23 protein-coding genes are annotated in these 22,437 nt (G+C 60.6%); 15 read left to right on the plus strand and 8 right to left on the minus strand.

Annotation, left to right across the window (positions count from 1 at the left end):
* Nucleotides 1–129 precede the first annotated feature (129 nt).
* The 5 genes from AC4PS7_RS21010 (at nt 130) to AC4PS7_RS21030 (ending at nt 5,480) form a co-directional block, all read left to right on the plus strand.
* Entirely contained in the window at nt 130–1,224 is a 1,095-nt protein-coding gene (locus tag AC4PS7_RS21010; protein WP_010207339.1) for a polyamine ABC transporter substrate-binding protein, read from the plus strand.
* A gap of 153 nt (nt 1,225–1,377) precedes the next feature.
* Complete coding sequence (locus tag AC4PS7_RS21015) at nt 1,378–2,472, plus strand: polyamine ABC transporter substrate-binding protein (protein WP_492179729.1); 1,095 nt, start codon at nt 1,378–1,380, stop codon at nt 2,470–2,472.
* Nucleotides 2,473–2,539: 67 nt separating this feature from the next.
* Nucleotides 2,540–3,682 carry an ABC transporter ATP-binding protein gene (locus AC4PS7_RS21020; RefSeq protein ID WP_010207336.1) on the plus strand — a complete coding sequence of 381 codons (1,143 nt, stop codon included), beginning with the start codon at nt 2,540–2,542 and terminating at the stop codon, nt 3,680–3,682.
* The gene (locus AC4PS7_RS21025; RefSeq protein WP_010207335.1) at nt 3,679–4,599 is read left to right on the plus strand and encodes an ABC transporter permease subunit; all 921 of its coding nucleotides are present in this window, start codon (nt 3,679–3,681) and stop codon (nt 4,597–4,599) included. The genes AC4PS7_RS21020 and AC4PS7_RS21025 overlap by 4 nt, the downstream gene beginning before the upstream one ends.
* The gene (locus tag AC4PS7_RS21030) at nt 4,596–5,480 is read left to right on the plus strand and encodes an ABC transporter permease subunit (RefSeq protein WP_010207334.1); all 885 of its coding nucleotides are present in this window, start codon (nt 4,596–4,598) and stop codon (nt 5,478–5,480) included. The genes AC4PS7_RS21025 and AC4PS7_RS21030 overlap by 4 nt, the downstream gene beginning before the upstream one ends.
* A 123-nt stretch (nt 5,481–5,603) precedes the next feature.
* Here the strand turns inward: AC4PS7_RS21030 and AC4PS7_RS21035 are convergent, their stop codons facing one another.
* Complete coding sequence (locus tag AC4PS7_RS21035) at nt 5,604–6,245, minus strand: HD domain-containing protein (protein WP_010207332.1); 642 nt, start codon at nt 6,243–6,245, stop codon at nt 5,604–5,606.
* 256 nt (nt 6,246–6,501) lie between these two features.
* On the opposite strand from AC4PS7_RS21035, the gene AC4PS7_RS21040 reads away from it, so the two are divergent.
* Entirely contained in the window at nt 6,502–7,467 is a 966-nt protein-coding gene (locus tag AC4PS7_RS21040) for a GlxA family transcriptional regulator (RefSeq protein ID WP_010207330.1), read from the plus strand.
* Here AC4PS7_RS21040 and AC4PS7_RS21045 read toward each other — a convergent pair.
* Nucleotides 7,445–7,798: a carboxymuconolactone decarboxylase family protein gene (locus AC4PS7_RS21045; protein ID WP_492179730.1), complete on the minus strand. Its 354-nt coding sequence runs from the start codon at nt 7,796–7,798 to the stop codon at nt 7,445–7,447. The genes AC4PS7_RS21040 and AC4PS7_RS21045 overlap by 23 nt on opposite strands.
* A 100-nt stretch (nt 7,799–7,898) precedes the next feature.
* Between AC4PS7_RS21045 and AC4PS7_RS21050 the strand changes: the two genes are divergently transcribed.
* Nucleotides 7,899–8,807 carry an AraC family transcriptional regulator gene (locus tag AC4PS7_RS21050; protein ID WP_137205800.1) on the plus strand — a complete coding sequence of 303 codons (909 nt, stop codon included), beginning with the start codon at nt 7,899–7,901 and terminating at the stop codon, nt 8,805–8,807.
* Here AC4PS7_RS21050 and AC4PS7_RS21055 read toward each other — a convergent pair.
* Entirely contained in the window at nt 8,793–11,147 is a 2,355-nt protein-coding gene (locus AC4PS7_RS21055; RefSeq protein WP_305375394.1) for a penicillin acylase family protein, read from the minus strand. The genes AC4PS7_RS21050 and AC4PS7_RS21055 overlap by 15 nt on opposite strands.
* A 30-nt stretch (nt 11,148–11,177) precedes the next feature.
* Complete coding sequence (locus AC4PS7_RS21060; protein WP_021492643.1) at nt 11,178–11,753, minus strand: DUF6436 domain-containing protein; 576 nt, start codon at nt 11,751–11,753, stop codon at nt 11,178–11,180.
* 99 nt (nt 11,754–11,852) lie between these two features.
* Here AC4PS7_RS21060 and bipL point away from each other — a divergent pair, with 99 nt between their 5' ends.
* Nucleotides 11,853–12,779, plus strand: a complete 927-nt coding sequence (gene bipL, locus AC4PS7_RS21065; RefSeq protein ID WP_492179731.1) for a phospholipase BipL — start codon at nt 11,853–11,855, stop codon at nt 12,777–12,779.
* Between the two features lie 20 nt (nt 12,780–12,799).
* On the opposite strand, the gene AC4PS7_RS21070 is transcribed toward bipL, so the two are convergent.
* Nucleotides 12,800–13,552, minus strand: a complete 753-nt coding sequence (locus tag AC4PS7_RS21070; protein ID WP_010207325.1) for a DUF2059 domain-containing protein — start codon at nt 13,550–13,552, stop codon at nt 12,800–12,802.
* 131 nt (nt 13,553–13,683) lie between these two features.
* On the opposite strand from AC4PS7_RS21070, the gene AC4PS7_RS21075 reads away from it, so the two are divergent.
* Both AC4PS7_RS21075 and AC4PS7_RS21080 read left to right on the plus strand, forming a co-directional pair.
* Entirely contained in the window at nt 13,684–14,316 is a 633-nt protein-coding gene (locus tag AC4PS7_RS21075) for a 2OG-Fe(II) oxygenase (protein ID WP_044288034.1), read from the plus strand.
* Between the two features lie 2 nt (nt 14,317–14,318).
* Nucleotides 14,319–14,813 (plus strand): 2-thiouracil desulfurase family protein, encoded by a 495-nt coding sequence (locus AC4PS7_RS21080; protein WP_431480321.1) that lies wholly within the window; start codon nt 14,319–14,321, stop codon nt 14,811–14,813.
* 37 nt (nt 14,814–14,850) lie between these two features.
* Here the strand turns inward: AC4PS7_RS21080 and AC4PS7_RS21085 are convergent, their stop codons facing one another.
* Complete coding sequence (locus tag AC4PS7_RS21085; protein ID WP_010207320.1) at nt 14,851–15,345, minus strand: transporter substrate-binding domain-containing protein; 495 nt, start codon at nt 15,343–15,345, stop codon at nt 14,851–14,853.
* A 134-nt stretch (nt 15,346–15,479) separates the two neighbouring features.
* Here AC4PS7_RS21085 and AC4PS7_RS21090 point away from each other — a divergent pair, with 134 nt between their 5' ends.
* Nucleotides 15,480–15,920, plus strand: coding sequence for a DUF4399 domain-containing protein (locus AC4PS7_RS21090; protein WP_010207318.1), 441 nt, complete (start codon nt 15,480–15,482; stop codon nt 15,918–15,920).
* Between the two features lie 63 nt (nt 15,921–15,983).
* Here AC4PS7_RS21090 and serA read toward each other — a convergent pair whose 3' ends face one another.
* The gene (gene serA / locus AC4PS7_RS21095) at nt 15,984–17,213 is read right to left on the minus strand and encodes a phosphoglycerate dehydrogenase (RefSeq protein WP_003195214.1); all 1,230 of its coding nucleotides are present in this window, start codon (nt 17,211–17,213) and stop codon (nt 15,984–15,986) included.
* A 205-nt stretch (nt 17,214–17,418) separates the two neighbouring features.
* Here serA and AC4PS7_RS21100 point away from each other — a divergent pair, with 205 nt between their 5' ends.
* From AC4PS7_RS21100 to AC4PS7_RS21115, 4 genes are all read left to right on the plus strand, one after another.
* Nucleotides 17,419–18,813 (plus strand): FAD-binding oxidoreductase, encoded by a 1,395-nt coding sequence (locus tag AC4PS7_RS21100; protein ID WP_010207312.1) that lies wholly within the window; start codon nt 17,419–17,421, stop codon nt 18,811–18,813.
* A 21-nt stretch (nt 18,814–18,834) separates the two neighbouring features.
* Entirely contained in the window at nt 18,835–19,500 is a 666-nt protein-coding gene (locus tag AC4PS7_RS21105; protein ID WP_010207311.1) for a fumarylacetoacetate hydrolase family protein, read from the plus strand.
* A 243-nt stretch (nt 19,501–19,743) separates the two neighbouring features.
* Nucleotides 19,744–20,670: an SdiA-regulated domain-containing protein gene (locus tag AC4PS7_RS21110; RefSeq protein WP_010207310.1), complete on the plus strand. Its 927-nt coding sequence runs from the start codon at nt 19,744–19,746 to the stop codon at nt 20,668–20,670.
* Between the two features lie 120 nt (nt 20,671–20,790).
* Nucleotides 20,791–21,705, plus strand: coding sequence for an SdiA-regulated domain-containing protein (locus AC4PS7_RS21115; protein WP_010207309.1), 915 nt, complete (start codon nt 20,791–20,793; stop codon nt 21,703–21,705).
* 33 nt (nt 21,706–21,738) lie between these two features.
* Here the strand turns inward: AC4PS7_RS21115 and rpiA are convergent, their stop codons facing one another.
* Nucleotides 21,739–22,410 carry a ribose-5-phosphate isomerase RpiA gene (gene rpiA, locus AC4PS7_RS21120; RefSeq protein ID WP_010207308.1) on the minus strand — a complete coding sequence of 224 codons (672 nt, stop codon included), beginning with the start codon at nt 22,408–22,410 and terminating at the stop codon, nt 21,739–21,741.
* Between the last annotated feature and the right edge of the window lie 27 nt (nt 22,411–22,437).

The following is a 22,437-nucleotide window of genomic DNA, read 5'->3' on the forward strand; positions in this document are numbered from 1 at the left end:
TGAAAGCCGGCCCTTGAACTTGCCAGACTGTCGCCCTGTTTTGTTGCCCTTTGGCTGGGCCTCGAAACATATGAAGCTTGTGGCCCAAAAAAGAAAAAATTGGAGCATCACCAAATGAAGGCATTAGGTTTGAAGAACGCTGGCAAGACCCTCCTCGCGTTGTCCCTGATGGGCGCAATGGCGGGCGCGGCCCAGGCAGACGACAAAGTGCTGCACGTCTACAACTGGTCCGACTACATTGCACCGGACACCATCGCCAACTTTGAAAAAGAGTCCGGCATCAAAGTGGTGTACGACGTGTTCGACAGCAACGAAACCCTGGAGGCCAAGTTGCTGGCAGGCAAGTCCGGTTACGACATCGTCGTACCGTCGAACAACTTCCTCGCCAAGCAGATCAAGGCCGGTGTCTACCAGGAGCTGGACAAGTCCAAGCTGTCCAACTACGACAACCTGAACAAATCCCTGCTTAAAGCCGTGTCGGTCAGCGACCCGGACAACAAGCACGCCTTCCCGTACATGTGGGGCTCGATCGGCATTGGCTACAACCCGGAGAAGGTCAAGGCCGCGCTGGGCGTGGACAAGATCGATTCGTGGGACGTGCTGCTCAAGCCAGAGAACATCGCCAAGCTGAAAAGCTGCGGCGTGAGCTTCCTCGATTCGCCGACCGAAATGCTGCCGGTTGCACTGCATTACCTGGGCCTGCCAACCGACACGCAGAAGAAAGCTGATCTGAAACAGGCCGAAGACCTGTTCCTGAAAATCCGTCCTTCGATCGGCTACTTCCACTCGTCCAAGTACATCTCCGACCTGGCCAACGGCAATATCTGCGTGGCCGTGGGTTACTCGGGTGACATCGAACAGGCCAAGTCCCGTGCGGCTGAAGCCGGTGGCAAGGTCAAAGTGGCCTACGACATTCCGAAAGAAGGTGCTGGCAGCTTCTTTGACATGGTCGCCATCCCCAAGGATGCCGAGAACGTCGACGCCGCCTACAAGTTCATGAACTACCTGCTCAAGCCGCAAGTCATGGCTGAAATCACCAACAGCGTGCATTTCCCGAACGGTAACGAGAAAGCCACCGCACTGGTCGACAAGGAAATCACCAGCGACCCGGGCATCTACCCGCCAGCGGACGTACAGGCCAAGCTCTACGCCATTGCTGACCTGCCGGCTGCGACCCAGCGTGAAATGACACGCAGCTGGACCAAGATCAAGTCCGGTAAATAACCGGTCTTTGCTAACCACCGCGCCTGGCGCGGTGGTTATCGAAACAATTAAATGACAGAAAGTTTTGCCGGATCGGTTTATCGAGGGTAAGTTGCGCGCCGGTTTTGTTGCCGGGCAACAACTTTGGGCCCAACTATTTAAGAGGACCTCCACTTGCCAATTTCTTTATTTCGCAAAGCCATGCTGGTGGGTGCAGGTATCACGCTGACGTTGAGCGTGCAGGCCGCACCGACTGTGCATATTTATAACTGGTCGGATTACATCGGCACCGACACCCTGACCAACTTCGAAAAGGCCAGCGGCATCAAGCCTGTGTATGACGTGTTTGATTCCAACGAAACCCTGGAAGGCAAGCTGCTGGCCGGGCGTACCGGTTACGACGTGGTGGTGCCGTCCAACCACTTCCTGGGCAAGCAGATCAAGGCCGGGGCGTTCCAGAAACTCGACAAGTCATTGCTGACGAATTACGCCAACCTCGACCCGGCGCTGCTCAAACGCCTGGAAAAGAATGACCCCGGCAACCAGTACGCCGTGCCGTACCTGTGGGGCACCAATGGCATCGGCTACAACGTCGATAAAGTGAAGGAAGTGCTGGGCGTCGACCATATCGATTCCTGGGCCGTGCTGTTCGAGCCGGAGAACATGAAGAAGCTGGCGACCTGCGGTGTGTCGTTCATAGACTCGGCGGATGAAATGCTGCCGGCGGTGCTCAATTACATGGGCCTGAACCCTAACAGTACGAACCCGGACGATTACAAGAAGGCCGAAGAGAAGCTGCTGAAAGTGCGGCCGTACGTGACCTACTTCCATTCTTCCAAATACATTTCGGACCTGGCCAACGGCAACATCTGCGTGGCGGCAGGTTTCTCCGGCGATGTGTTCCAGGCCAAGGCCCGCGCGGCGGAGGCCGGCAAGGGCGTGAACATCGCCTACACGATTCCGAAAGAAGGCGGCAACCTGTGGTTCGACGTGCTGGCCATCCCCAAGGATGCCACCAACGTCAAAGAGGCCCACGCCTTCATCAACTATTTGCTGCAACCTGAGGTGATCGCCCAGGTCAGTGATTACGTCGGTTACGCCAACCCTAACCCAGGGGCGGACAAGCTGATGGAGCAATCGATACGCACGGACGAGGCGGTTTACCCACCGCAGGCGGTACTCGACAGGACATTCGTCAACTTCGAGCTACCCCCGAAAGTGCAACGTTTGATGACCCGTAGCTGGACCAAGGTCAAGACGGGCAAGTAAGGCTCAACCTATCCAAGGTTCGTCCGTATTGGACGTTCTGCACTCTTTTTTTCTGGGAGTTTCGTAAATGGCAGTTGCCTCCGGCGCCTATAAGAAAGCCCTCGAAGGGGACCAGACACCGAAGAAGGTGCTGGTCAAAATCGACCGGGTCACGAAGAAGTTCGACGAGACGATTGCCGTGGACGATGTGTCCCTGGAAATCAAGAAAGGCGAGATCTTCGCCCTGCTCGGCGGTTCGGGTTCGGGCAAGTCCACCTTGCTGCGCATGCTCGCCGGTTTCGAGCGCCCGACTGAGGGCCGTATCTACCTCGACGGCGAAGACATCACAGACATGCCGCCCTACGAGCGGCCGATCAACATGATGTTCCAGTCCTACGCCTTGTTCCCACATATGACCGTGGCTCAGAACATCGCCTTCGGCCTGCAACAGGACAAGATCCCCAAGGCCGAGATCGACGCCCGCGTGGCCGAGATGCTCAAGCTGGTGCAGATGAGCCAGTACGCCAAGCGCAAGCCGCACCAGTTGTCCGGCGGTCAGCGTCAGCGTGTGGCCCTGGCCCGTTCCCTGGCCAAGCGCCCGAAACTGTTGCTGCTCGATGAGCCCATGGGCGCTCTCGACAAGAAGCTGCGTTCGCAGATGCAGCTGGAACTGGTGGAAATCATCGAGCGCGTCGGCGTGACCTGCGTGATGGTGACCCACGACCAGGAAGAGGCCATGACCATGGCCGAGCGCATTGCGATCATGCACCTGGGCTGGATCGCCCAGATCGGCAGCCCGATCGACATCTACGAAACGCCAACCAGCCGTCTGGTGTGCGAGTTCATCGGCAACGTCAACATCTTCGACACCCAAGTGGTCGATGACGCCGAAGGCCACGCGGTGCTCAAGTGCCCGGACCTGGACCGCGACATCTACGTGGGCTACGGCATCGCCACTTCGGTGGAAGACAAGTCGGTGACCTACGCGATTCGCCCGGAAAAACTGCTGGTCACCACCGAAATGCCGACCTGCGAGCACAACTGGTCCAGCGGCAAGGTGCACGACATCGCCTACCTGGGCGGCCACTCGGTGTTCTACGTGGAGCTGCCGAGCGGCAAACTGGTGCAGTCCTTCGTTGCCAACGCCGAGCGTCGTGGGCAGCGGCCGACCTGGGGTGACCAGGTCTACGTGTGGTGGGAAGACGACAGCGGCGTGGTACTTCGCTCATGAACATGAAGAAGCTCAAGCGCCGCCTGCAACGAATAACGCCCAGTGGCCGTCATGCGGTCATTGGCATTCCCTTCCTGTGGCTGTTCCTGTTCTTCATGCTGCCGTTCTTCATCGTCCTGAAGATCAGTTTTGCCGAAGCCGACGTCGCGATTCCGCCGTACACCGAGATCTACACGTTCGTTGAGCAGAAACTGCAGTTGGTGCTCAACCTGGGCAACTACGCGATGCTCGGCGACGACGAGTTGTACATCGCCGCGTACCTGGGCTCGCTGAAAATGGCGTTCTTCAGCACGCTGCTGTGCCTGCTGATCGGTTACCCGATGGCCTACGCCATTGCCAGTGCGCGCAAAGAGATGCAGACCGTGCTGGTGCTGCTGATCATGATGCCGACCTGGACCGCGATCCTGATCCGCGTGTATGCGTGGATGGGCATTCTCAGCAATAACGGCCTGCTCAATGGCTTCCTGATGTCCATGGGGTTGATCAACGAACCGCTGCAGATCCTCAACACCAACATCGCGGTGTACATCGGCGTGGTCTATTCGTACCTGCCGTTCATGATCCTGCCGCTGTACGCCAACCTGGTGAAGCACGATCAGAGCCTGTTGGAAGCCGCATCCGACCTGGGTTCGAGCACCTTCAACAGCTTCTGGAAGATCACCGTGCCGCTGTCCAAGAATGGCATCATCGCCGGCTGCATGCTGGTGTTCATCCCGGTGGTGGGCGAGTTCGTGATCCCGGAACTGCTGGGCGGCCCGGAAACCCTGATGATCGGTAAAGTGTTGTGGCAAGAATTCTTCAACAACCGTGACTGGCCGGTGGCCTCTGCCCTGGCGGTGGTGATGCTGGCGATCCTGATCGTGCCGATCATCCTGTTCAACCGCAGCCAAGCCAAAGAGATGGAGGGCAAGATATGAAGCGCTTCAGTTTCTCGAGTTTCATGCTGGTGGCGGGGTTGTTGTTTATCTACCTGCCGATGCTGATCCTGGTGATCTACTCGTTCAACGAATCCAAGCTGGTGACGGTGTGGGGCGGTTGGTCGATCAAGTGGTACGTAGGCCTGCTGGACAATACCCAGTTGATGGGCTCGGTGGCGCGCTCCCTGGAAATTGCCTGCTACACGGCGGTGGCCGCAGTGGCGTTGGGTACGTTGGCGGCCTTCGTGCTGACGCGCATCAGCCAGTTCAAGGGCCGCACGCTGTTCGGCGGCCTGGTGACCGCGCCGTTGGTAATGCCGGAAGTGATCACCGGTCTGTCGCTGTTGCTGCTGTTCGTGGCCATGGCACAGATGATCGGTTGGCCCCAGGAGCGTGGCATCGTCACCATCTGGATCGCCCACACCACGTTCTGTGCGGCGTATGTGGCGGTGGTGGTGTCGGCGCGCCTGCGTGAGCTGGACCTGTCGATCGAAGAGGCGGCGATGGACCTGGGGGCGCGGCCGTGGAAGGTGTTCTTCCTGATCACCATCCCGATGATCGCGCCATCGTTGGCGGCGGGCGGCATGATGTCGTTCGCACTGTCCCTGGATGACCTAGTGCTGGCGAGTTTCGTGTCGGGTCCGGGGTCGACCACCCTGCCGATGGAAGTGTTCTCGGCGGTGCGCCTTGGGGTTAAGCCTGAGATCAACGCCGTGGCCAGCCTGATTCTGTTGGCAGTGTCGCTGGTGACCTTCCTGGTGTGGTTCTTCAGCCGTCGTGCCGAAGAACACCGCAAGAAAGCCATCCAGCAAGCGATTGAAGAAGCGGCGGCAGATGGCTGGAAACAGCCGGACAAGCGCCGGGCGCCTGCACCGGTCTGATCCGGATCAAACTGTGGGAGCGGGCTTGCTCGCGAATACGGTGTATCAGTCACCAGATGTATCGACTGATCCAACGCATTCGCGAGCAAGCCCGCTCCCACATTTGATTGCGTTTCAGGCTGATTAAGCCGTCCAGGGGGATGTGCGGATGACCTCGACAAAATTCATCGGCTTGAACCCCGGCTCCTGATCCACCAAGACATCCGTCTTCACGTTGCCAAACGTGGTCTGCGGGCGATGGCGCAAGCCGTCGGCAAAGGCGCAGATAATGCACTCCTTGAACCCTTCACCGCGTGGGTGCGCATGCACCACGGCTTCGCGCTGCACGGTTGAAAACGCGGCGTAGTCCATGCCCAGCACGTCCATTTCCACACCGGCCGTCACCAGCGCCACGGTCGGGCGCAGATGCTGCGGCACGCCCGGCGTGGTGTGCAGGGCGATGGATAGCCACACCTGTTCGATATCGTCATCGCTCAGCCCGTAAGGCTTGAGGAAGGCAGCGGCGGCGTTGGCACCGTCGACTTCGAAGCGCTCGTTGTCACTGCGATGACCTTCGACCAGGCCCAGGTCGTGGAACATCGCGCCGACGTAGAGTAACTCCGGGTTGTAGGCGAGTTGCTTGCGTTCGCCGCTCAAGGCGCCGAACAGAAAGACCCGGCGGGAGTGGTGGTAGAGCAGGTCCGATTCGACGTCGCGGATGTATTCGGTGGTGGCTTTGGCCAGGGCGCTGTCCGGGATCTGGATGCCGGCGATGGTGGTGCTCATGGGTGTTCTCCTCTGTAAAGTCCCCAGTCTGGTCGCGCGCCAGTCAGGGGGCTATCGCGGCGAGGGAGCGATGTCGGCCAATGTGCCGTCACATCGTGCCAGCGCCAGGCACGCTCACATGTGGGAGCTGGCTTGTCGGATCGCCGCATTGCTGCGATAGCGTCACCTCGGTATACCTGATGGACCGAGTCGCCAGCATCGCGGGCAAGCCCGGCTCCCACAGGGTTTGCGTCCGCCCGGATATAAAGGTTTACCCATGCATAAAACCGTCGCCATTCTGATCTTTCCTGGCGTCCAGTCGCTGGACGTGACCGGCCCCCTGGATGTGTTCTGCGAGGCCAATCGTTTTCTGTCGCCGCAGGATCATTACCAACTGGACGTCATCGGTCTGGGCCACGGCAGCATGGCGGCCTCCAACGGCCTGTCATTGCAGGCCCATCGGCATTACAGCGAGGCCTTGCAAGCCTATGACCTATTGCTGGTCGCCGGCGGCCCGCAGTTGCCGTTCGAAGACTTCGGTGCCGAATTTGATGACTGGCTGCGCAGCGCCACTGCTCGCGCGCAACGCTTCGGCTCGATCTGCAACGGCGCCTTCATGCTGGCGCGCGCCGGGCTGTTGGATGGCAAAACCGTCACCACCCATTGGAATGACGCGGCCGATCTGGCGCGCCTGTGCCCCACGGCCCAGGTCGACGCCGACCGCCTCTACGTGCAGGACGGCAACCTCTACACATCGGCCGGGGTCACGGCGGGCATCGATCTGTCGCTGTATCTGCTGGCTCAGGACCACGGCCCGGAAGTCGCACTGAGCGTGGCCAAGCGCCTGGTGGTGTTTACCCAGCGGTCGGGCGGGCAGTCGCAGTTCAGCCCGTTTCTCACGCCCCACGCCGAAACCACCTCGGCAGTGGCGCTGGTGCAGCTGTACGTGTTGGCGAACCTCACCGGGGATTTGACCATTGCCGACCTGGCCAAGGCGGCCAATATGAGCGCGCGCAATTTCTCTCGGGTGTTTGCCCGTGAGGCGCGGATCACACCGGCGGAATTTGTCGAACGGGCGCGGGTTGATGCGGCGCGGGTCATGCTCGAAAGCAGCCGCGCACCGCTCAAGACCGTCGCCTATCAGTGCGGCTTTCGCGACGCCCAGCACATGCGCAGTGTGTTCAACCGCAGGCTGGGCGTCACGCCGCAACAGTTCCGGCTTAATTTTGCGGCGCCGGTTTGAGCGTGTCGTAGGCTTCCAGCGCACGCAGCGAGAAGATATACGCCGCACCCGCATTCAGCGAGATGGCGGTGGCCAGTGTTGCGGCGACTTCTTCACGGGTGGCACCGGCCTTGATCGCAGCATCCGCATGCACACCGATGCAGCCATCGCAGCGAGTGGTGATGGCCACGGCGATGGAAATCAGTTCACGGGTCTTGGCGTCGAGCACGTTGTTTTCCTCGGCAGCCTCGCCCAGCGCCATGTAGGCTTTGACCATCTTCGGGTTGCTCTTGCCCAGCGCGCCAAAGGCTTTCTTCACGGTAGGCAGCAAGTCGGACCAGTTATTGAACATTGCGGTAACTCCTGAACGAGGGTTGGTGTGGAACCAGTCTCTTCCGTTCGAGGGCGGCGTTATTGTTCAATCCGCTCATCTTTTTGACCGATGCTCGCAAATGAACTCGATCGACACGCTCATCGCGCTGGCCAACCTGCGCGGCAGTCTGGATTTACGGTGTCAGTTTCAAGGGGAATGGGCGCTGGACCACCCGCCGGAGACCCTCGGCGTGGCGCCTTACCACATCGTGCTCAGCGGCACCTGTCGTGCCGAGTTGTCCGGCGGGCAGCACGTGACGCTGGAGGAGGGTGACATCCTGCTGATGCCTGGCGGTGCCACTCACTTGTTGCGCAGTCAGGGCGCGCGGATTCGGCCGGTACAACCCAAGGTGATTGAAGGCGGCGTACTCAAAGTGCACCGCCTGGGCGGTGACCGACCGGACTTGGACATGCTGTGTGGCAGCTTCCACTACAACCGCCAGTCACTGCTGCTCGGCGCGTTGCCGGAGTACCTGGTGGTGTCCAGCCGAGAGTGGCAGGGCGACGGCCAACTGGCGGCGTTGATCGCGTTATTGCGCAGCGAGGCGGACGGCCAGCAACTGGGCGCGCGCTCCTTTATCGATGCGTTGTCATCGGCGCTGTTCACCCTGATCCTGCGCACCTGGCTGGCCCGCCAGACACCTGTTGCCGGCACCTTCGCGTTGCTCGTCGACAAGCGCCTGAGCAAGGCCTGGCAAGCCATGCTGGCCGATCCGGGGCATGAGTGGACCATCGACAGCCTGGCGGCTGCCGCGACGATGTCACGCGCCACCTTCATGCGGGCGTTCGTGAAGGTGGCGGGCGTGTCGCCGTGGGGGCTGTTGACGCAGTTGCGCATGGAGCTGGCCTTCAACCTGTTGCGCCAGTCGCACCTGAGCCTGCTGGATATCGCCACCCAGGTGGGCTACCAGTCCCAGGCAGCGTTCAGCAAGAAATTCAAGGAGACCTATGGCGAGGCGCCGGGGCGCCTGCGTTCATCGGGCGGGTAGCAGCTTGAGGATGCCACGGGTGTTGGCGGTCACTTCCTCATCGGTGAAGTGCGCCTGTTCGTAGCCGCCCTCGATGTAGGTTTCCGCCTGGTCGCCATAGTGTCGGTCAAATGGCACGCCGCTTTGGCCGACCGGGTTGATGGTCAATGCGTGTGCTACATCGGCGAAATCGATCAGGCGGCGAGTCGAAGGCCCGTAGGTAACGGGCCACGGTGCCGGACCGATATTGGCCGATTGGTTGTTCGGCACTTCGTGGGTGCCTGGCGCCGGGAACGGGCCAACATTGACGATCAGGTCCAACGGTTTCTGCGAGCCCAGTGGGTGGCCGTGGGTCAGGGTATGGGCCTTGCCCCACTGCCATTGGCTCGGGTCATCGCCGAAGGTGGCCTTTAGGTGCGCGAGGCTGTTGTCCCAGGCAAGCTTGACGGTTTCGGCGCGCTTGCCGTCCCACCATGGTGAATCCGGCGCGGCGGCCAGGCGTGGGAGGGCGGCGTCGATCACGCGGGTGCCGAGCAGGGTCTTGAACAGATTGTCGCCGAGCTTCGGGTGGAAGGCAGCGTCGGCCAGGTTGAACAGGAACTGGTTGAACAGGGTGGCGCTGGTGGAGTCCAGCGGATAGTCACCCTTCCAGCTTGCAAGTTGCTCCACCAGTTTAAGTTGCGCCGGGTCCTTGACCACCTCGCGCAGCACCGGCAACAGCGGCGCCAGCAGGCGCGGGCCGAAGGCGGTGGTGGTGCCGAGCTGCAAGGCCTGGCTGTTGTTTACATCCCACTTCACGCTCTTGTCGCTCAATTGCGCGTTCAACTGCTGACCACGGTCGGCGAGGTTGTAGTAACCGGGGATCTCCAGGCCAGTCGGCGAGACGGGCTGGGCGTTGGCCGACACCACGTAACCGCGTACCGGGTTTTCTTCCTGGGGGTTGGCGCTAAAGGGGTAGAAGCCCAGCTTGTCGGCCTGGGCGGTGCTGCCGTCGAGTATAAAACCGGCGTTGACCCCGGCTGGACGAATCGGCAACTGCGCCGCCGCCCACCAGCCGATATCGCCCTTGGTATTGGCCCACACGATGTTCAGCCCCGGCGCAGACACCTTGGCTGCCGCCGCACGGGCCTTCACCAGGGTGTCGGCGCGGTTGAGCTGGTAGAAACCTTCAAGGATCGGGTTCTGGGTATCGAGGAATGCCCACCACATGGCAATCGGTGTCTTGCCGGCGTTCTCGCCCAGCACGTCATTGATGATCGGGCCGTGGGGTGACTGGCGCAGGATCAGCGTCACCGGCGCCTGGCCCTTCACGGCGATCTGTTGCTCTGTGCGGGTCATGTCGACCCACTGGTCGTGGTACCAGACTTGGTTGGGGTCATCGGGGTTGACCTTCTCGGCGATCAGGTCGAGGTCATCGTTCTGGAACATGGTCAGGCTCCAGCCGAAATCCAGGTTGTGCCCCAGGAACGCCACCGGCACCAGTGCGTTGTGATAGCCATACAGCTCGAAACCCGGCGCCGACAGCTGCGCCTCGTACCACACCGACGGCACCGAGAAACGGATGTGCGGGTCACCCGCCAGCAACGGTTTGCCGCTTTTGGTGCGGTTGCCGCTGATGGCCCAGGCGTTGCTGCCTTCGAACTGCGGCAGGCCGTTGTCGGCCAGGGCCTGTTCGCTCAGGGAGGCAATGGCGCCGAGGGTCTGCCAATCGCTGGCGGCGAGGTTGAGGGCGCCCTTGGGCTGCCAGTCCAGGTCGAAGACTTTCAGGTAATCGCTGCCCAGTTGGTCGCGGATGAAAGTCAGCACCGGCTCGGTACGAAACGCGGCGGCAAAGCTGTAGGCCATATACCCGGCGACGCTGATGGTGTCCTCAGCGGTAAACGGCCGCTTGGGGATGCCCAGCACGTCGAACTCCATGGGGCGGGCGTGGCTGTCCTGATATTGGTTGATCCCGTCCAGATAGGCTTGCAGGGCCTTCCAGTGCGCCGACTCATGGTCAAGTTGCGCTACATAAGTGGCCGCGCGGTCGCGAATGCGCAGGCTGCGGAACAGCTTGTCGGTGTCCAGCACCTTGGGCCCCAGCACCTCGGCCAGCTCGCCACGGGCCAGGCGCCGCATGATCTCCATCTGGAACAGCCGGTCCTGGGCGTGCACATAGCCCAGGGCGCGGTACAGGTCGGTCTCGTTCTCGGCTTGAATGTGCGGCACGCCACGGTCGTCGTAACGCACCGTGACCGAGCCTTGCAGGTTGGCCAGTGTGACCGTGCCCTGGCGGGTGGGCTGCTTGCTGTACACGTACCAACCGGCACCGAGGGCGACCAGCACGACAAGAACCGCGAGAACCCGCAAGACGCGCTTCATGAACATTCCTTACCAAGAGTGGGGGGCGATTTAAGAGCCTTTTGGCCACGAACAATAGCAGCCCACCGCCAGGGTGTGCGTGGCATTTACCTCACGTCCTGTTTCAAGGGCCTTCAAGATCGGCTCAATAAAACTGTTGCTGGAATTACACGTGAGGCCTTCGCTGTAGGGCCCGAAATACGCGAGCTTGCCGCTGCGATCCCAGATGCCTACGGCCGGGCTGGCCGGCACCTGCTCGGCGCCGGGAAGGGCGGTGAGGGTTTTCATCGTGCGCAGGTTGTCGGGCAATTGGCCGTGGCTGCCGGGTTTTTGCAGGGCGTAGAACTCGACCCCCTGGGGCGCGTATTGCTCGATCAATTCGCCCAGGTGCTGCTGGTTGCCGACGTTGCACGGGCAGGCCGGGTCCCAGAAGTGCACCAGGCGGATCGGGCCGGGGCCGGCGAGGTTGGCAGGCAACTTCAATGGGTCGCCGGAAAACACCGCCGTGTGCTCGCTGAAGGCACGCAGGTAGCGGCCCTGGAACCAGTCATACGCCGCCCACAGCATGCCGGCGCAGATAATCAGGATCAGGCTGGCAAACAAGGCGGTGCGGTAGGGCTGTCGCATTCAGATGTATCCTCGAAGGTCGCGTAGCTTGCCATGCTTGTCCTGACAGATGAATATCGCAGCTCGATATTCATCTTTGCCGCAAGTCTGGAAGCCTTTATGCCCGTTACCTTTGACCCTGATCATCTGCGCGAAAGCTTGCGACCCCTGGTGGATGCGCAACCGCTTTCAGCCGAGGCGCGGGTCTATCAGCGTTTCTACGGGCTCGACCAGGCCGTGAGCCGCCTGGGGCGCTTCGAGGTGGATGGATTTGAGGTGGTGGCGCAAGTGTGGTGGCCGCCCACGCCGGTGGCGACGATATTCATGTTCCACGGTTTCTACGACCACATGGGGCTGTATCGCCATGTGCTGAAGTGGGCGCTTGACCAAGGCTTCGTGGTGATCGCCTGCGATTTGCCGGGGCACGGTCTGTCCAGTGGCGTGCGTGCCAGCATCGATGATTTTGCGGTGTATCAACAGGTGTTGCAGGCGCTGTTTGCCCAGGCGCAAGCCCTGCAACTGCCGCAACCCTGGCACCTGTTCGGGCAAAGTACCGGCGGTGCGGTGGTGGTGGATCATCTGCTCAACCATGGCGCCGACAGCCCTGCCCAGGGCAAGACCTTCCTGCTGTCACCCCTGGTGCGGCCACGTGCCTGGGGATGGTCGCAGGTCAGCTATTACCTGCTGCGCCCGTTCGTCAAAGGCATCGCACGGCGATTCAGCGAGAACACTAACGACCCGGCGTTCAAGCCGTTCCTGGAAGCCGACCCGCTGCAGCCGCGCCAATTGCCTACCGCCTGGGTGGGCGCCCTGGCGCGCTGGATCAAACGCATCGAAGCCGCACCGCGCAGTGCCCGGCGGCCGGTGATCGTTCAGGGTGAGGAAGACATGACGGTGGACTGGCAGCACAACCTGCAAGTGTTGCGCGGCAAGTTCGACCAGCCCGAGGTGTTGATGCTGCCGCGTGGCAGGCATCATTTGGCGAATGAGATTCCGCAGATTCGCGATGAGTACTTTAAGTACCTGACGGATCACCTGACGTCATAAGGTGTAAATGCGGGAACGGGCTACGGCGTCAGGCTTGAGGTGCTCTGGCCGACCGCCAAGCCGGCGCGAATGGCTGCAAGGGCGGCTTGGTAATACGCTTTGCCCTCCGGGGACTCGGCAAACGTCGCGAACTCTTCCAGCTCTGGGTCGGACAAATCCTGGTAGACATACAGCAGCGTGTTGTTCAGATCCTTGTCGATCTGCTGCATCAACCGCTCGCGCTGGCCGTTCAGCATGCCTTGGGCTTGTCCACCCCCCAACAGGCCGGGAATCATCTGGCTCAGGCTATCGGCCGCCACACCGGCAATCGCCAGGCTGACTTCCGCGCCTGCTTCACGGGCCGGCAGGGCCTGGGCCAGATGACCGATGATCAGGCTGCGAGTAGCGTCGGCTTCGATTTTCGGCAGGCCCTGGGCGTTCTTCGCCAGTTGGTCGCGACGGGTGGCGAGCAGCTCGGCGGCGACAATCTTGCGGCCCAGGGGCGATTGAAAAAACGCCAGGGCAGGCTTGGGGTCTGCGAGGTTCTTGCGCAATTGCGCTTCAGCGCGCTGGTCCACGGCCTGGGCGGCGAAGCGTTTATTGCTGTTGTCCACCAGCGCCTGGTACACCGCTGGCGGCAGGCTGTTGCGGTAGCGTTGCTGGGCAGCATTGAGAGCGTCATTAAAATGCGCACGTTGTTCGGCCCAGCCGGCGACCTTGTACAACTGGTCATGGCCGTCTGCCCAGGCGGGCAAAACGCAGAACATCAGCAAGGAAAAAAACAAACGACGCATATGGACTCCTGTCAGTCGGCCACTATTGTCCGTGTCGGGCGTAGGATTTGTCGAGAAGTCCTATCAGTCACCTGACTAAAGTGTATTCAGACGCCCGGCGGCTCTGTCGGATTCACAGGCGTATGGATACTATGCGCGCCATGCAAATACCCCTCGATCACCCCTTGCTGCAACGTATTGTCGACGACCTGGCCGAGAAGGGCTGGTCCCGGCAGAACGGCTTCCTGCCCCAGGCTCTGACACTGGAACTGGCGGCTGAGTGCCGTAAACGTGCGGCAGAGGGTGAGCTGGCCCCGGCGGCGGTGGGGCGTGGCCCGGCCCAGGAGATTCGCGAAGGTATTCGCGGTGATCATATCCAGTGGCTGGAGGACGGTGACGCGGCGGTCTGCGACACCTATATGGCGCTGATGGACAGCCTGCGCCTGGCGATGAACCGCAGCCTTTTCCTGGGCCTGGAAGATTTCGAAAGCCACTTCGCGATGTACCCGCCAGGGGCGTTTTACCTCAAGCACCTGGACCGCTTCCGCGACGATGACCGACGCATGGTCTCGGCGGTGATTTACTTGAACGACGCCTGGCTGCCCGAACATGGCGGCCAATTGCGCATGTACCTCAAGGACGGCGTCGAATACGATGTGGTGCCCACCGGCGGTTGCCTGGTGGTGTTCCTGTCGGGCGAGGTGCCCCATGAAGTCATGCCCGCCACGCGCGAACGCCTGTCCCTGACAGGGTGGTTTCGTCGGCGGGGCAACGAGCCGTTTTAAACATGGAAAAGATTCTGGTCAGCCGTTGCCTGCTGGGGCACAAGGTTCGCTACGACGGCGGGGCCAGCGGGCCGTTCGATCCGTTGGCCGCGTGGCAGGCCGAGGGGCGTGTGGTTGCGATCTGCCCGGAAGTATCAGGTGGTTTGCCGACGCCCCGACCCGCTGCCGAAATACCCGGCGGGCAAGGTGTGGATGTCTGGGACGGCCGCGCCCAGGTGCTGACCGCCGAGGGCGAAGATTTCAGCGCCGCGTTCCTTGACGGTGCTCGCCAGGCCCTGGCGCTGGTGCAGTGCCACAACATCCGCATCGCCGTGCTCAAGGCCAATAGCCCGTCGTGCGGCAACCTGCACACCTACGACGGCACGTTCAGCGGCGTGAAGGTGACAGGCGAGGGCGTGACGGCGGCGTTGCTCAAGCAGCATGGTGTGCAGGTGTTCAGTGAGTTGGAGTTGCCCGAGGCGGCAGCGGCTCTGACGCAGCTAACGAAACCTGTATAGATCAAATGTGGGAGCTGACCGAGTCAAATCCGAAAAATTACTGCGCCTTGGCGACGGGCTTCTCGTCTTCAAACCACTTCTGCGCCAACGCCTTCAATCGGCCATCGGCCTTCACACGCCCCAGCGCCTTATCCAAACTCGCCTTGAACGCCGGATTGCCCTTCTGGAACGGAATCGCCAGCTCAGGCTTCTCGCTGTAAGGCTCACTGAAATCGAACCGATCCTGCAACTCGGCAGTCATAGCGATATGGTTGATGGCCACGTCGTACTTGCCGGTTTCCACGCCCGGCAGCAGGTCAGCGTCATCGGTGGTAATAAATGACGGGCGCACGTCCATCTCTTTAGCCAGTTGTTCACCCAACTCCACTTCGAAGCCGGTGAGTTTGTCGCCTTCCTTGAAGTTGAACGGCGGGGTGTTGGCTTCAAGGGCAATGCGCAGTTCGCCACGGTCGAATACATCATCGATCAGTTCGGCATGAGCCAAGGGGCTCAGAAGGGGCAGCAGCAGTAACAGGCCAGGCGAAAAGCGCATGGTCACTCCTAGAGATTTTTAATGTGCGAGGCGCCGTTCAGCATCGCTTTGCTATGGTGTTGAGTGCCTTGGACAGCAATTTGTCGCGAAGTTGTCATAACCCTACAGATTTCACAGAAAAACTGGAGAAGCGAATGAAAGCCCTTTTGTCCCGTGCAACCCTGACCTCCCTGCTGTTGGGTGCTTCCATGCTGGCCACAGCCGCCGACGGTATCCCGCGCAGCGCGCCACCTGAAGGCGCCAAAGTATTTATCGTGTCGCCAAAAGACGGCGCCACCGTCGACAAGACCTTCACTGTCAAATTCGGCATGGAAGGCCTGAAACTGGCCCCGGCCACTGACCAGGAACCCGGCACCGGTCACCACCACCTGCTGGTCGACCAGAAAGCCCTGCCTGACGCCAGCGTGCCGATCCCGGCCACCGACACCGTGATCCACTACGGCAAGGCCCAGACTGAAACCGAACTGACCCTCACCCCAGGCAAACACACCTTGCAGCTGGTCGCCGGCGACAAACTGCACATGCAGTTCAACCCGACTGTAGCCTCGAAAGTGATCACGGTTAACGTTAAGTAAGATTTGTTCAGATGCAAAAAAGGGAGCCCGAGGGGCTCCCTTTTTCGTGGTGCGGTTGAAGCGTTAGAACAACACGCGGCTACGGATGGTGCCGTTGATGTGCTGCAGCTTCTCTTGCGCCAAGTCCGAGTACTCGGCGTCGACGTCGATCACCACGTAGCCGACCTTCTCGTTGGTCTGCAGGAACTGACCGGAGATGTTGATGCCGTTTTCCGCGAAGACCTTGTTGATCTCCATCATCACGCCAGGGATGTTCTGGTGGATGTGCAGCAGACGGTGTTTGCCAGGGTGAGCCGGCAGGGCCACTTCCGGGAAGTTCACGGACGACACCGAGGTACCGTTGTCGCTGTACTTGACCAGCTTCTCCGACACTTCCAGGCCGATGTTGGCCTGGGCTTCAGCGGTGGAGCCGCCGATGTGCGGGGTCAGGATCACGTTGTCCAGGCCACGCAGCGGGCTTTCGAAGATGTCGTCGTTGGAGCGAGGCTCCACCGGGAACACGTCGATAGCGGCGCCGATCAGGTGCTTGTCCTTGATCGCGTCGGCCAGGGCGTCCAGCTCGACCACGGTGCCACGGGCAGCGTTGATCAGGATGCCGCCTTTCTTGATGGCGCGGATTTCCTTCTCGCCGATCATCCACTGGGTCTCAGCGGTTTCCGGAACGTGCAGGGTCACGATGTCGGACATGCCCAGCAGCTCGGTCAGGCTGGCCACTTGAGTGGCGTTGCCCAATGGCAGCTTGGTCAGGGTGTCGTAGAAGAACACCTGCATGCCGAGGCCTTCAGCCAGGACCGACAGCTGAGTACCGATCGAGCCGTAACCGACGATACCCAGCTTCTTGCCGCGGATTTCGAAGGAGTTGGCTGCGCTTTTGATCCAGCCGCCACGGTGGCAGGAAGCGTTCTTCTCAGGAATGCCGCGCAACAGCAGGATGGCCTCGGCCAATACCAGCTCCGCAACGGAACGGGTGTTGGAGTACGGTGCGTTGAACACCGCGATGCCGCGCTCGCGCGCTGCGTTGAGGTCGACCTGGTTGGTGCCGATGCAGAAACAGCCGACCGCCACGAGTTTCTTGGCGTGATCGAAGATCTCTTCGGTCAGCTGAGTGCGGGAGCGAATGCCGATAAAGTGCGCGTCGGCGATCTTTTCCTTGAGTTGGGCTTCCGGCAGAGAACTGGTGATGTACTCAATGCTGGTGTACCCGGCGGCTTTCAGAACGTCGACAGCCGATGGGTGGACGCCTTCCAGAAGAAGGAACTTGATCTTGCTCTTATCGAGAGAAGTCTTGCTCATCTGCGTAAACCTGTATCCCGGAGAAAAATGGCAGGGAATCGAGCAGCACAAGCTGACCCGGACGGCAGGAAAGCCGTCACCGCAGAAACGCCCTTGGGCTCTGTCCTGCGGGGGCGGTATGCTAGCATACGCGCCCCGCTAAACACCTATTCCTGCGACGTGAAGCGTTCTCAGGATGACCATGAATTGTTCGAGAGTTCTGTCGATGACCCATCCTGCCCTGATTGATGAGCTAAAGACCCTGGTTGAGCCCGGCAAAGTGCTGACCGATGCTGACTCCCTGGAGGCTTACGGCAAGGATTGGACCAAGCACTTCGCACCCGCGCCGACCGCCATCGTGTTTCCCAAGACCACTGAGCAGGTCCAGGCCATCGTGCGTTGGGCCAATACCCACAAGGTGGCGCTGGTGCCATCGGGCGGGCGTACCGGCTTGTCGGCCGCTGCTGTGGCGGCCAATGGCGAGGTGGTCGTGTCGTTCGACTATATGAACCAGATCCTCGACGTGAACCTTACCGACCGCACCGCCGTGTGCCAGCCGGGGGTGGTCACCAAGCAATTGCAGAACGTCGCTGAAGAAAACGGCCTGTACTACCCGGTGGATTTTGCGTCGTCCGGTTCCAGCCAGATTGGCGGCAATATCGGCACCAATGCCGGCGGGATCAAGGTGATTCGCTACGGCATGACCCGCAACTGGGTAGCCGGCATGAAAGTCGTCACCGGCAAGGGCGACGTGCTGGAGTTGAACCGCGACCTGATCAAGAACGCCACCGGCTACGACATGCGCCAGCTGTTCATCGGCGCGGAAGGCACCCTGGGCTTTGTGGTCGAAGCCACTATGCGCCTGGACCGCGCGCCGAAAAACCTCACCGCGATGGTGCTGGGCACGACCGACTTCGACTCGATCATGCCGGTGTTGCACGCCTTTCAGAGCAAGCTGGACCTGACCGCCTTCGAATTCTTCTCCGACAAGGCCTTGGCCAAGGTCATGGGCCGTGGCGACGTGCCGGCGCCGTTCGAAACCGAGTGCCCGTTCTACGCGCTGCTGGAATTCGAAGCCACCACCGAAGAAGTCGCCAACCACGCGCTGGAAACCTTCGAACATTGCGTGGAGCAGGGCTGGGTGCTGGACGGCGTGATGAGCCAGAGCGAAACCCAACTGCACAACCTGTGGAAACTGCGCGAGTACATCTCCGAGACCATTTCCCACTGGACCCCGTACAAGAACGATATCTCGGTGACTGTCTCCAAAGTGCCGGCGTTTTTGAAGGAAATTGACGCGATCGTCGGTGAACACTACCCCGACTTCGAAATCGTCTGGTTTGGCCACATCGGTGACGGCAATCTGCACTTGAACATCCTCAAGCCGGAAAACCTGAGCAAGGATGAGTTCTTCGCCAAATGCGCCACCGTGAACAAGTGGGTTTTTGAAACCGTCGAAAAGTACAACGGTTCGATCTCCGCCGAACATGGTGTGGGCATGACCAAACGTGACTACCTGACTTACAGCCGCTCGCCGGTTGAAATCGAATACATGAAGGCAGTGAAAGCCGTGTTCGACCCGAACGGAATCATGAACCCTGGCAAGATCTTCGCTGTTTAATCGCCTTGAAGGAGTCGTTCCATGAACTACCAGCACAAGTATGTCGACGGCACCAACATCCACTTTCCAGTCGGCAAAGTGGTGTGTATCGGGCGTAACTACGCCGAACATGCCAAGGAACTGGACAACCCGGTCCCGACCGAGCCGCTGCTGTTCATCAAGCCAGGCAGCTGCGTGGTGCCGCTGGAAGGCGGTTTCAGCATCCCGACCGAACGCGGTTCGGTGCATTACGAAGCGGAAATCGCGGTATTGATCGGCAAGCCACTGTCGACCAAGCCCAGCCGCGAGGAAGTGCTCGACGCCATCTCCGGCTTCGCTCCAGCCTTGGACCTGACCCTGCGCGACAAGCAGGCCGAGCTGAAAGCCAAGGGCCTGCCGTGGGAAATCGCCAAGTCCTTTGACGGTGCGGCCGTTATCGCACCGTTCGTGGTGGGCAGCACCTTCCCGGACGTGACCGACATCGGCATCCGCCTGAGCATCAATGGCGAAGTGCGCCAGGATGGCAACAGCGCGCAGATGCTCAACCCGATCGTCCCGATGATCCAGCACATGGCCGGCTGCTTCTCTCTGCAGGCAGGCGATGTGATCCTCACGGGCACCCCGGCCGGTGTGGGCCCGCTGAATGTGGGCGATGAGCTGGTGTTGGAGCTGTCAGGTGTGAACCGCTTCGAAAGCAGCGTGCGTTAAACGCAGCACACCGCTCAACTGTGGGAGCTGGCTTGCCTGCGATAGTATCGGCGGGGTGTCACTGACACGCCGCGTCGTCTGCATCGCGGGCAAGCTCGACGCCCACAGGGTTTATGTGCAGCCGCCCATTGCGTGCTTTTGCATTTTTTTCACACGCCATCCGGATAATCCTTCAGGCTCGAGCGCGCGGTTCCGCTGAACCTGTGCTATCACCTAACGCTGATTTCCCGGATAAAGTGCCCAATGGCCGTGCCCCTGCCTACCGTCACCCCCAAGTTGCGTTCCCGTTTTGCCCTGCGCTGGTATTCATGGCTGTTTCTCGCCGGGGCCATTGTGTATGGCATCGCCTGGGCCATGCACTGGGATGATCGCGGCGTGCTGTGGATGCTGGAGCGTTTTGAAACGCCGGCCGAACGCCAGGAAAGCGTATGGCTGCCGGACTATCACGCGGTCATCGACGCCAAGTTGCTGCCGGGCATGGAGAAGGACGAAGCCTCGGACCTGGCCTACAACCCCCAGACCAAGACCCTGTTCTCCGTCATGGGCAAAAATCCGTTCCTGGTCGAGCTGACCCTGCAAGGCGATGTGCTGCGCAAGATGCCGCTCAATGGCTGGAACAACCCCGAAGGGCTGACGGTGCTGGAAAACGGCCTGATGGCCGTGGTCGATGAGCGCCAGCACAGCCTGACCATCGTCAAGGTCGACGCCGCTACCACGGCACTGAACAAGGCCGACTTCCAGAGCTATGACCTGGGCCCGTCCAAGGACCAGAACAAAGCCTTTGAAGCCATCACTTGGGACAAGCGCAACCAGCAGTTGGTGCTGGGTGAAGAGCGTCCACCGGCATTGTTTACCTGGAAAAGCGACGGCAGCCAGACCCTGACGGGCAACAAGGTGAAACAGGTCACCAGCGAGCTGGACATGCGTAACCTCTCCGCACTCGCTGTCGACCCGCGCACCGGGCATCTGCTGGCGTTGTCGGCCGACTCCCATCTGTTGCTGGAGCTGGACGAGAAGGGCGAGCAAGTCAGTTTCATGACGTTGCTTGGTGGCTTCAATGGCCTGAAAGACACGATTCCGCGTGCCGAAGGGGTGACCATGGACGAGGACGGCACGCTGTACATGGTCAGTGAGCCCAATCTGTTCTATCGCTTCGAAAAGCAGAAATAGCGGATCAATTACGTCGGATGTTTCTCTGTGAACGGCATTCGCCAGACATCAGGGCGTGTTTAAGTTTAAATTCAGACGGGCGTGATATTCATTCGCCACTTTTGACTTTGAGCCCGCCCGATGCGACGACTAGCCCGCCCCAAACCCCTGTTCTTTACGCTTGCATTGATCGCCCTAGTCAGCGCCGGGGTCGTTGCACAGCATTTTCGCCTGTTCGAGCGCGCCTGGTTCAACTGGCAGGCGTGGCGCCAGCCGACCAATGAGCGTTCCATCGGCCTGGCGGATTACCGGGTGGCGCTGGAGGCTCAGGTAATCGAGGGCCTTGATGACGATGTGTCGGCCCTGACCTACGATCCGGTACGCAAAAGCCTGTTCACCGTCACTAACAAAAACGCCGAGCTGATCGAGCTGTCCTTGGAGGGCAAGATTCTGCGGCGTATTCCCTTGGTGGGGTTTGGCGATGCCGAAGCCGTGGAGTTCATCAGCGACAACATTTATGTCATCAGTGATGAACGCCAGCAGCGGCTGATCAAGGTGCATGTGAACGACGACACTCAGTTCCTCGACGCCGCCGATGCCGAGCAAATGACCCTGGGCGTGCACGTCGGTGGCAACAAGGGCTTTGAAGGCCTGGCCTACGATTCGGTGGGCAAGCGCCTGTTCGTGGCCAAGGAGCGCGACCCAATGTTGATCTACGAGGTTCACGGCTTTCCCCACTTCAAACCGGAAAAAACCTACTCGGTACACGTGATCAACAACCCCAAGCGTGACGCCGGACTGTTTGTGCGCGACCTGTCGAGCCTGCAATATGACGAGCGCAGCGGCCATTTGCTGGCGCTGTCGGATGAGTCGTTTCTGGTGCTGGAACTGGATATCGACGGTCGCCCGTTGAGCAGTCTGTCACTGCTGAACGGGCGCCATGGCCTGAAGAAGCGGGTTCCGCAGGCCGAAGGGATCGCCATGGATGACGAGGGCGCGTTGTACCTCGTCAGCGAGCCGAACCTGTTCTATGTGTTCAAAAAACCGAGTTCCTGAACACACGGCTGAACCAATGTGGAGCCGGCTTGCTTAGGCCTTGAGGGTTTTCACGCCTTCGGGGGTGCCCAGCAGCAATACATCGGCCGGGCGCGCCGCGAACAAGCCGTTGGTGACCACGCCGACGATCGCGTTGATCTGAGTTTCCAGCTCGACCGGGTTGGTGATCTGCATGTTGAACACGTCGAGGATGATGTTGCCGTTGTCGGTCAAGACACCTTCGCGGTACACCGGGTCGCCGCCCAGTTTCACCAGCTCGCGGGCCACGTGGCTGCGGGCCATCGGAATCACTTCCACCGGCAGCGGGAACGCGCCGAGCACCGGCACCAGCTTGCTGGCATCGGCGATGCAGATAAAGGTCTTGGCCACGGCTGCGACGATCTTCTCGCGGGTCAGGGCCGCGCCGCCGCCCTTGATCAGGTTCAGGTGTTCGTCGCTTTCATCGGCGCCGTCGATGTAGAACTCCAGGTCGCTCACGGTGTTGAGCTCGTACACCGGAATGCCATGGCCCTTCAGGCGTGCGGCGGTGGCTTCGGAACTGGCCACGGCGCCGTCGAATGCGCCCTTGTGCTGGGCCAGCGCATCGATAAAGCAGTTGGCGGTGGAGCCGGTGCCGACACCGACGATGCTCTTGTCGTCGAGTTTAGGAAGGATTAAATCGACAGCGGCCTGGGCCACTGCCTGTTTGAGTTGATCCTGGGTCATGCGGGCTCCGGAACGGGCGGGGAGTTA

The organism is Pseudomonas sp. DW-iso3, assembly GCF_058725305.1.

Coding starts and splice junctions, on each gene's coding strand:
- AC4PS7_RS21020 (WP_010207336.1), top strand. CDS start 2,540: ATGGCAGTTGCCTCCGGCGCCTATAAGAAAGCCCTCGAAGGGGACCAG.
- AC4PS7_RS21025 (WP_010207335.1), top strand. CDS start 3,679: ATGAACATGAAGAAGCTCAAGCGCCGCCTGCAACGAATAACGCCCAGT.
- AC4PS7_RS21030 (WP_010207334.1), top strand. CDS start 4,596: ATGAAGCGCTTCAGTTTCTCGAGTTTCATGCTGGTGGCGGGGTTGTTG.
- AC4PS7_RS21035 (WP_010207332.1), bottom strand. CDS start 6,245: ATGAGCACCACCATCGCCGGCATCCAGATCCCGGACAGCGCCCTGGCC.
- AC4PS7_RS21040 (WP_010207330.1), top strand. CDS start 6,502: ATGCATAAAACCGTCGCCATTCTGATCTTTCCTGGCGTCCAGTCGCTG.
- AC4PS7_RS21045 (WP_492179730.1), bottom strand. CDS start 7,798: ATGTTCAATAACTGGTCCGACTTGCTGCCTACCGTGAAGAAAGCCTTT.
- AC4PS7_RS21050 (WP_137205800.1), top strand. CDS start 7,899: ATGAACTCGATCGACACGCTCATCGCGCTGGCCAACCTGCGCGGCAGT.
- AC4PS7_RS21055 (WP_305375394.1), bottom strand. CDS start 11,147: ATGAAGCGCGTCTTGCGGGTTCTCGCGGTTCTTGTCGTGCTGGTCGCC.
- AC4PS7_RS21060 (WP_021492643.1), bottom strand. CDS start 11,753: ATGCGACAGCCCTACCGCACCGCCTTGTTTGCCAGCCTGATCCTGATT.
- bipL (WP_492179731.1), top strand. CDS start 11,853: ATGCCCGTTACCTTTGACCCTGATCATCTGCGCGAAAGCTTGCGACCC.
- AC4PS7_RS21070 (WP_010207325.1), bottom strand. CDS start 13,552: ATGCGTCGTTTGTTTTTTTCCTTGCTGATGTTCTGCGTTTTGCCCGCC.
- AC4PS7_RS21075 (WP_044288034.1), top strand. CDS start 13,684: ATGCGCGCCATGCAAATACCCCTCGATCACCCCTTGCTGCAACGTATT.
- AC4PS7_RS21080 (WP_431480321.1), top strand. CDS start 14,319: ATGGAAAAGATTCTGGTCAGCCGTTGCCTGCTGGGGCACAAGGTTCGC.
- AC4PS7_RS21085 (WP_010207320.1), bottom strand. CDS start 15,345: ATGCGCTTTTCGCCTGGCCTGTTACTGCTGCTGCCCCTTCTGAGCCCC.
- AC4PS7_RS21090 (WP_010207318.1), top strand. CDS start 15,480: ATGAAAGCCCTTTTGTCCCGTGCAACCCTGACCTCCCTGCTGTTGGGT.
- serA (WP_003195214.1), bottom strand. CDS start 17,213: ATGAGCAAGACTTCTCTCGATAAGAGCAAGATCAAGTTCCTTCTTCTG.
- AC4PS7_RS21100 (WP_010207312.1), top strand. CDS start 17,419: ATGACCCATCCTGCCCTGATTGATGAGCTAAAGACCCTGGTTGAGCCC.
- AC4PS7_RS21105 (WP_010207311.1), top strand. CDS start 18,835: ATGAACTACCAGCACAAGTATGTCGACGGCACCAACATCCACTTTCCA.
- AC4PS7_RS21110 (WP_010207310.1), top strand. CDS start 19,744: ATGGCCGTGCCCCTGCCTACCGTCACCCCCAAGTTGCGTTCCCGTTTT.
- AC4PS7_RS21115 (WP_010207309.1), top strand. CDS start 20,791: ATGCGACGACTAGCCCGCCCCAAACCCCTGTTCTTTACGCTTGCATTG.
- rpiA (WP_010207308.1), bottom strand. CDS start 22,410: ATGACCCAGGATCAACTCAAACAGGCAGTGGCCCAGGCCGCTGTCGAT.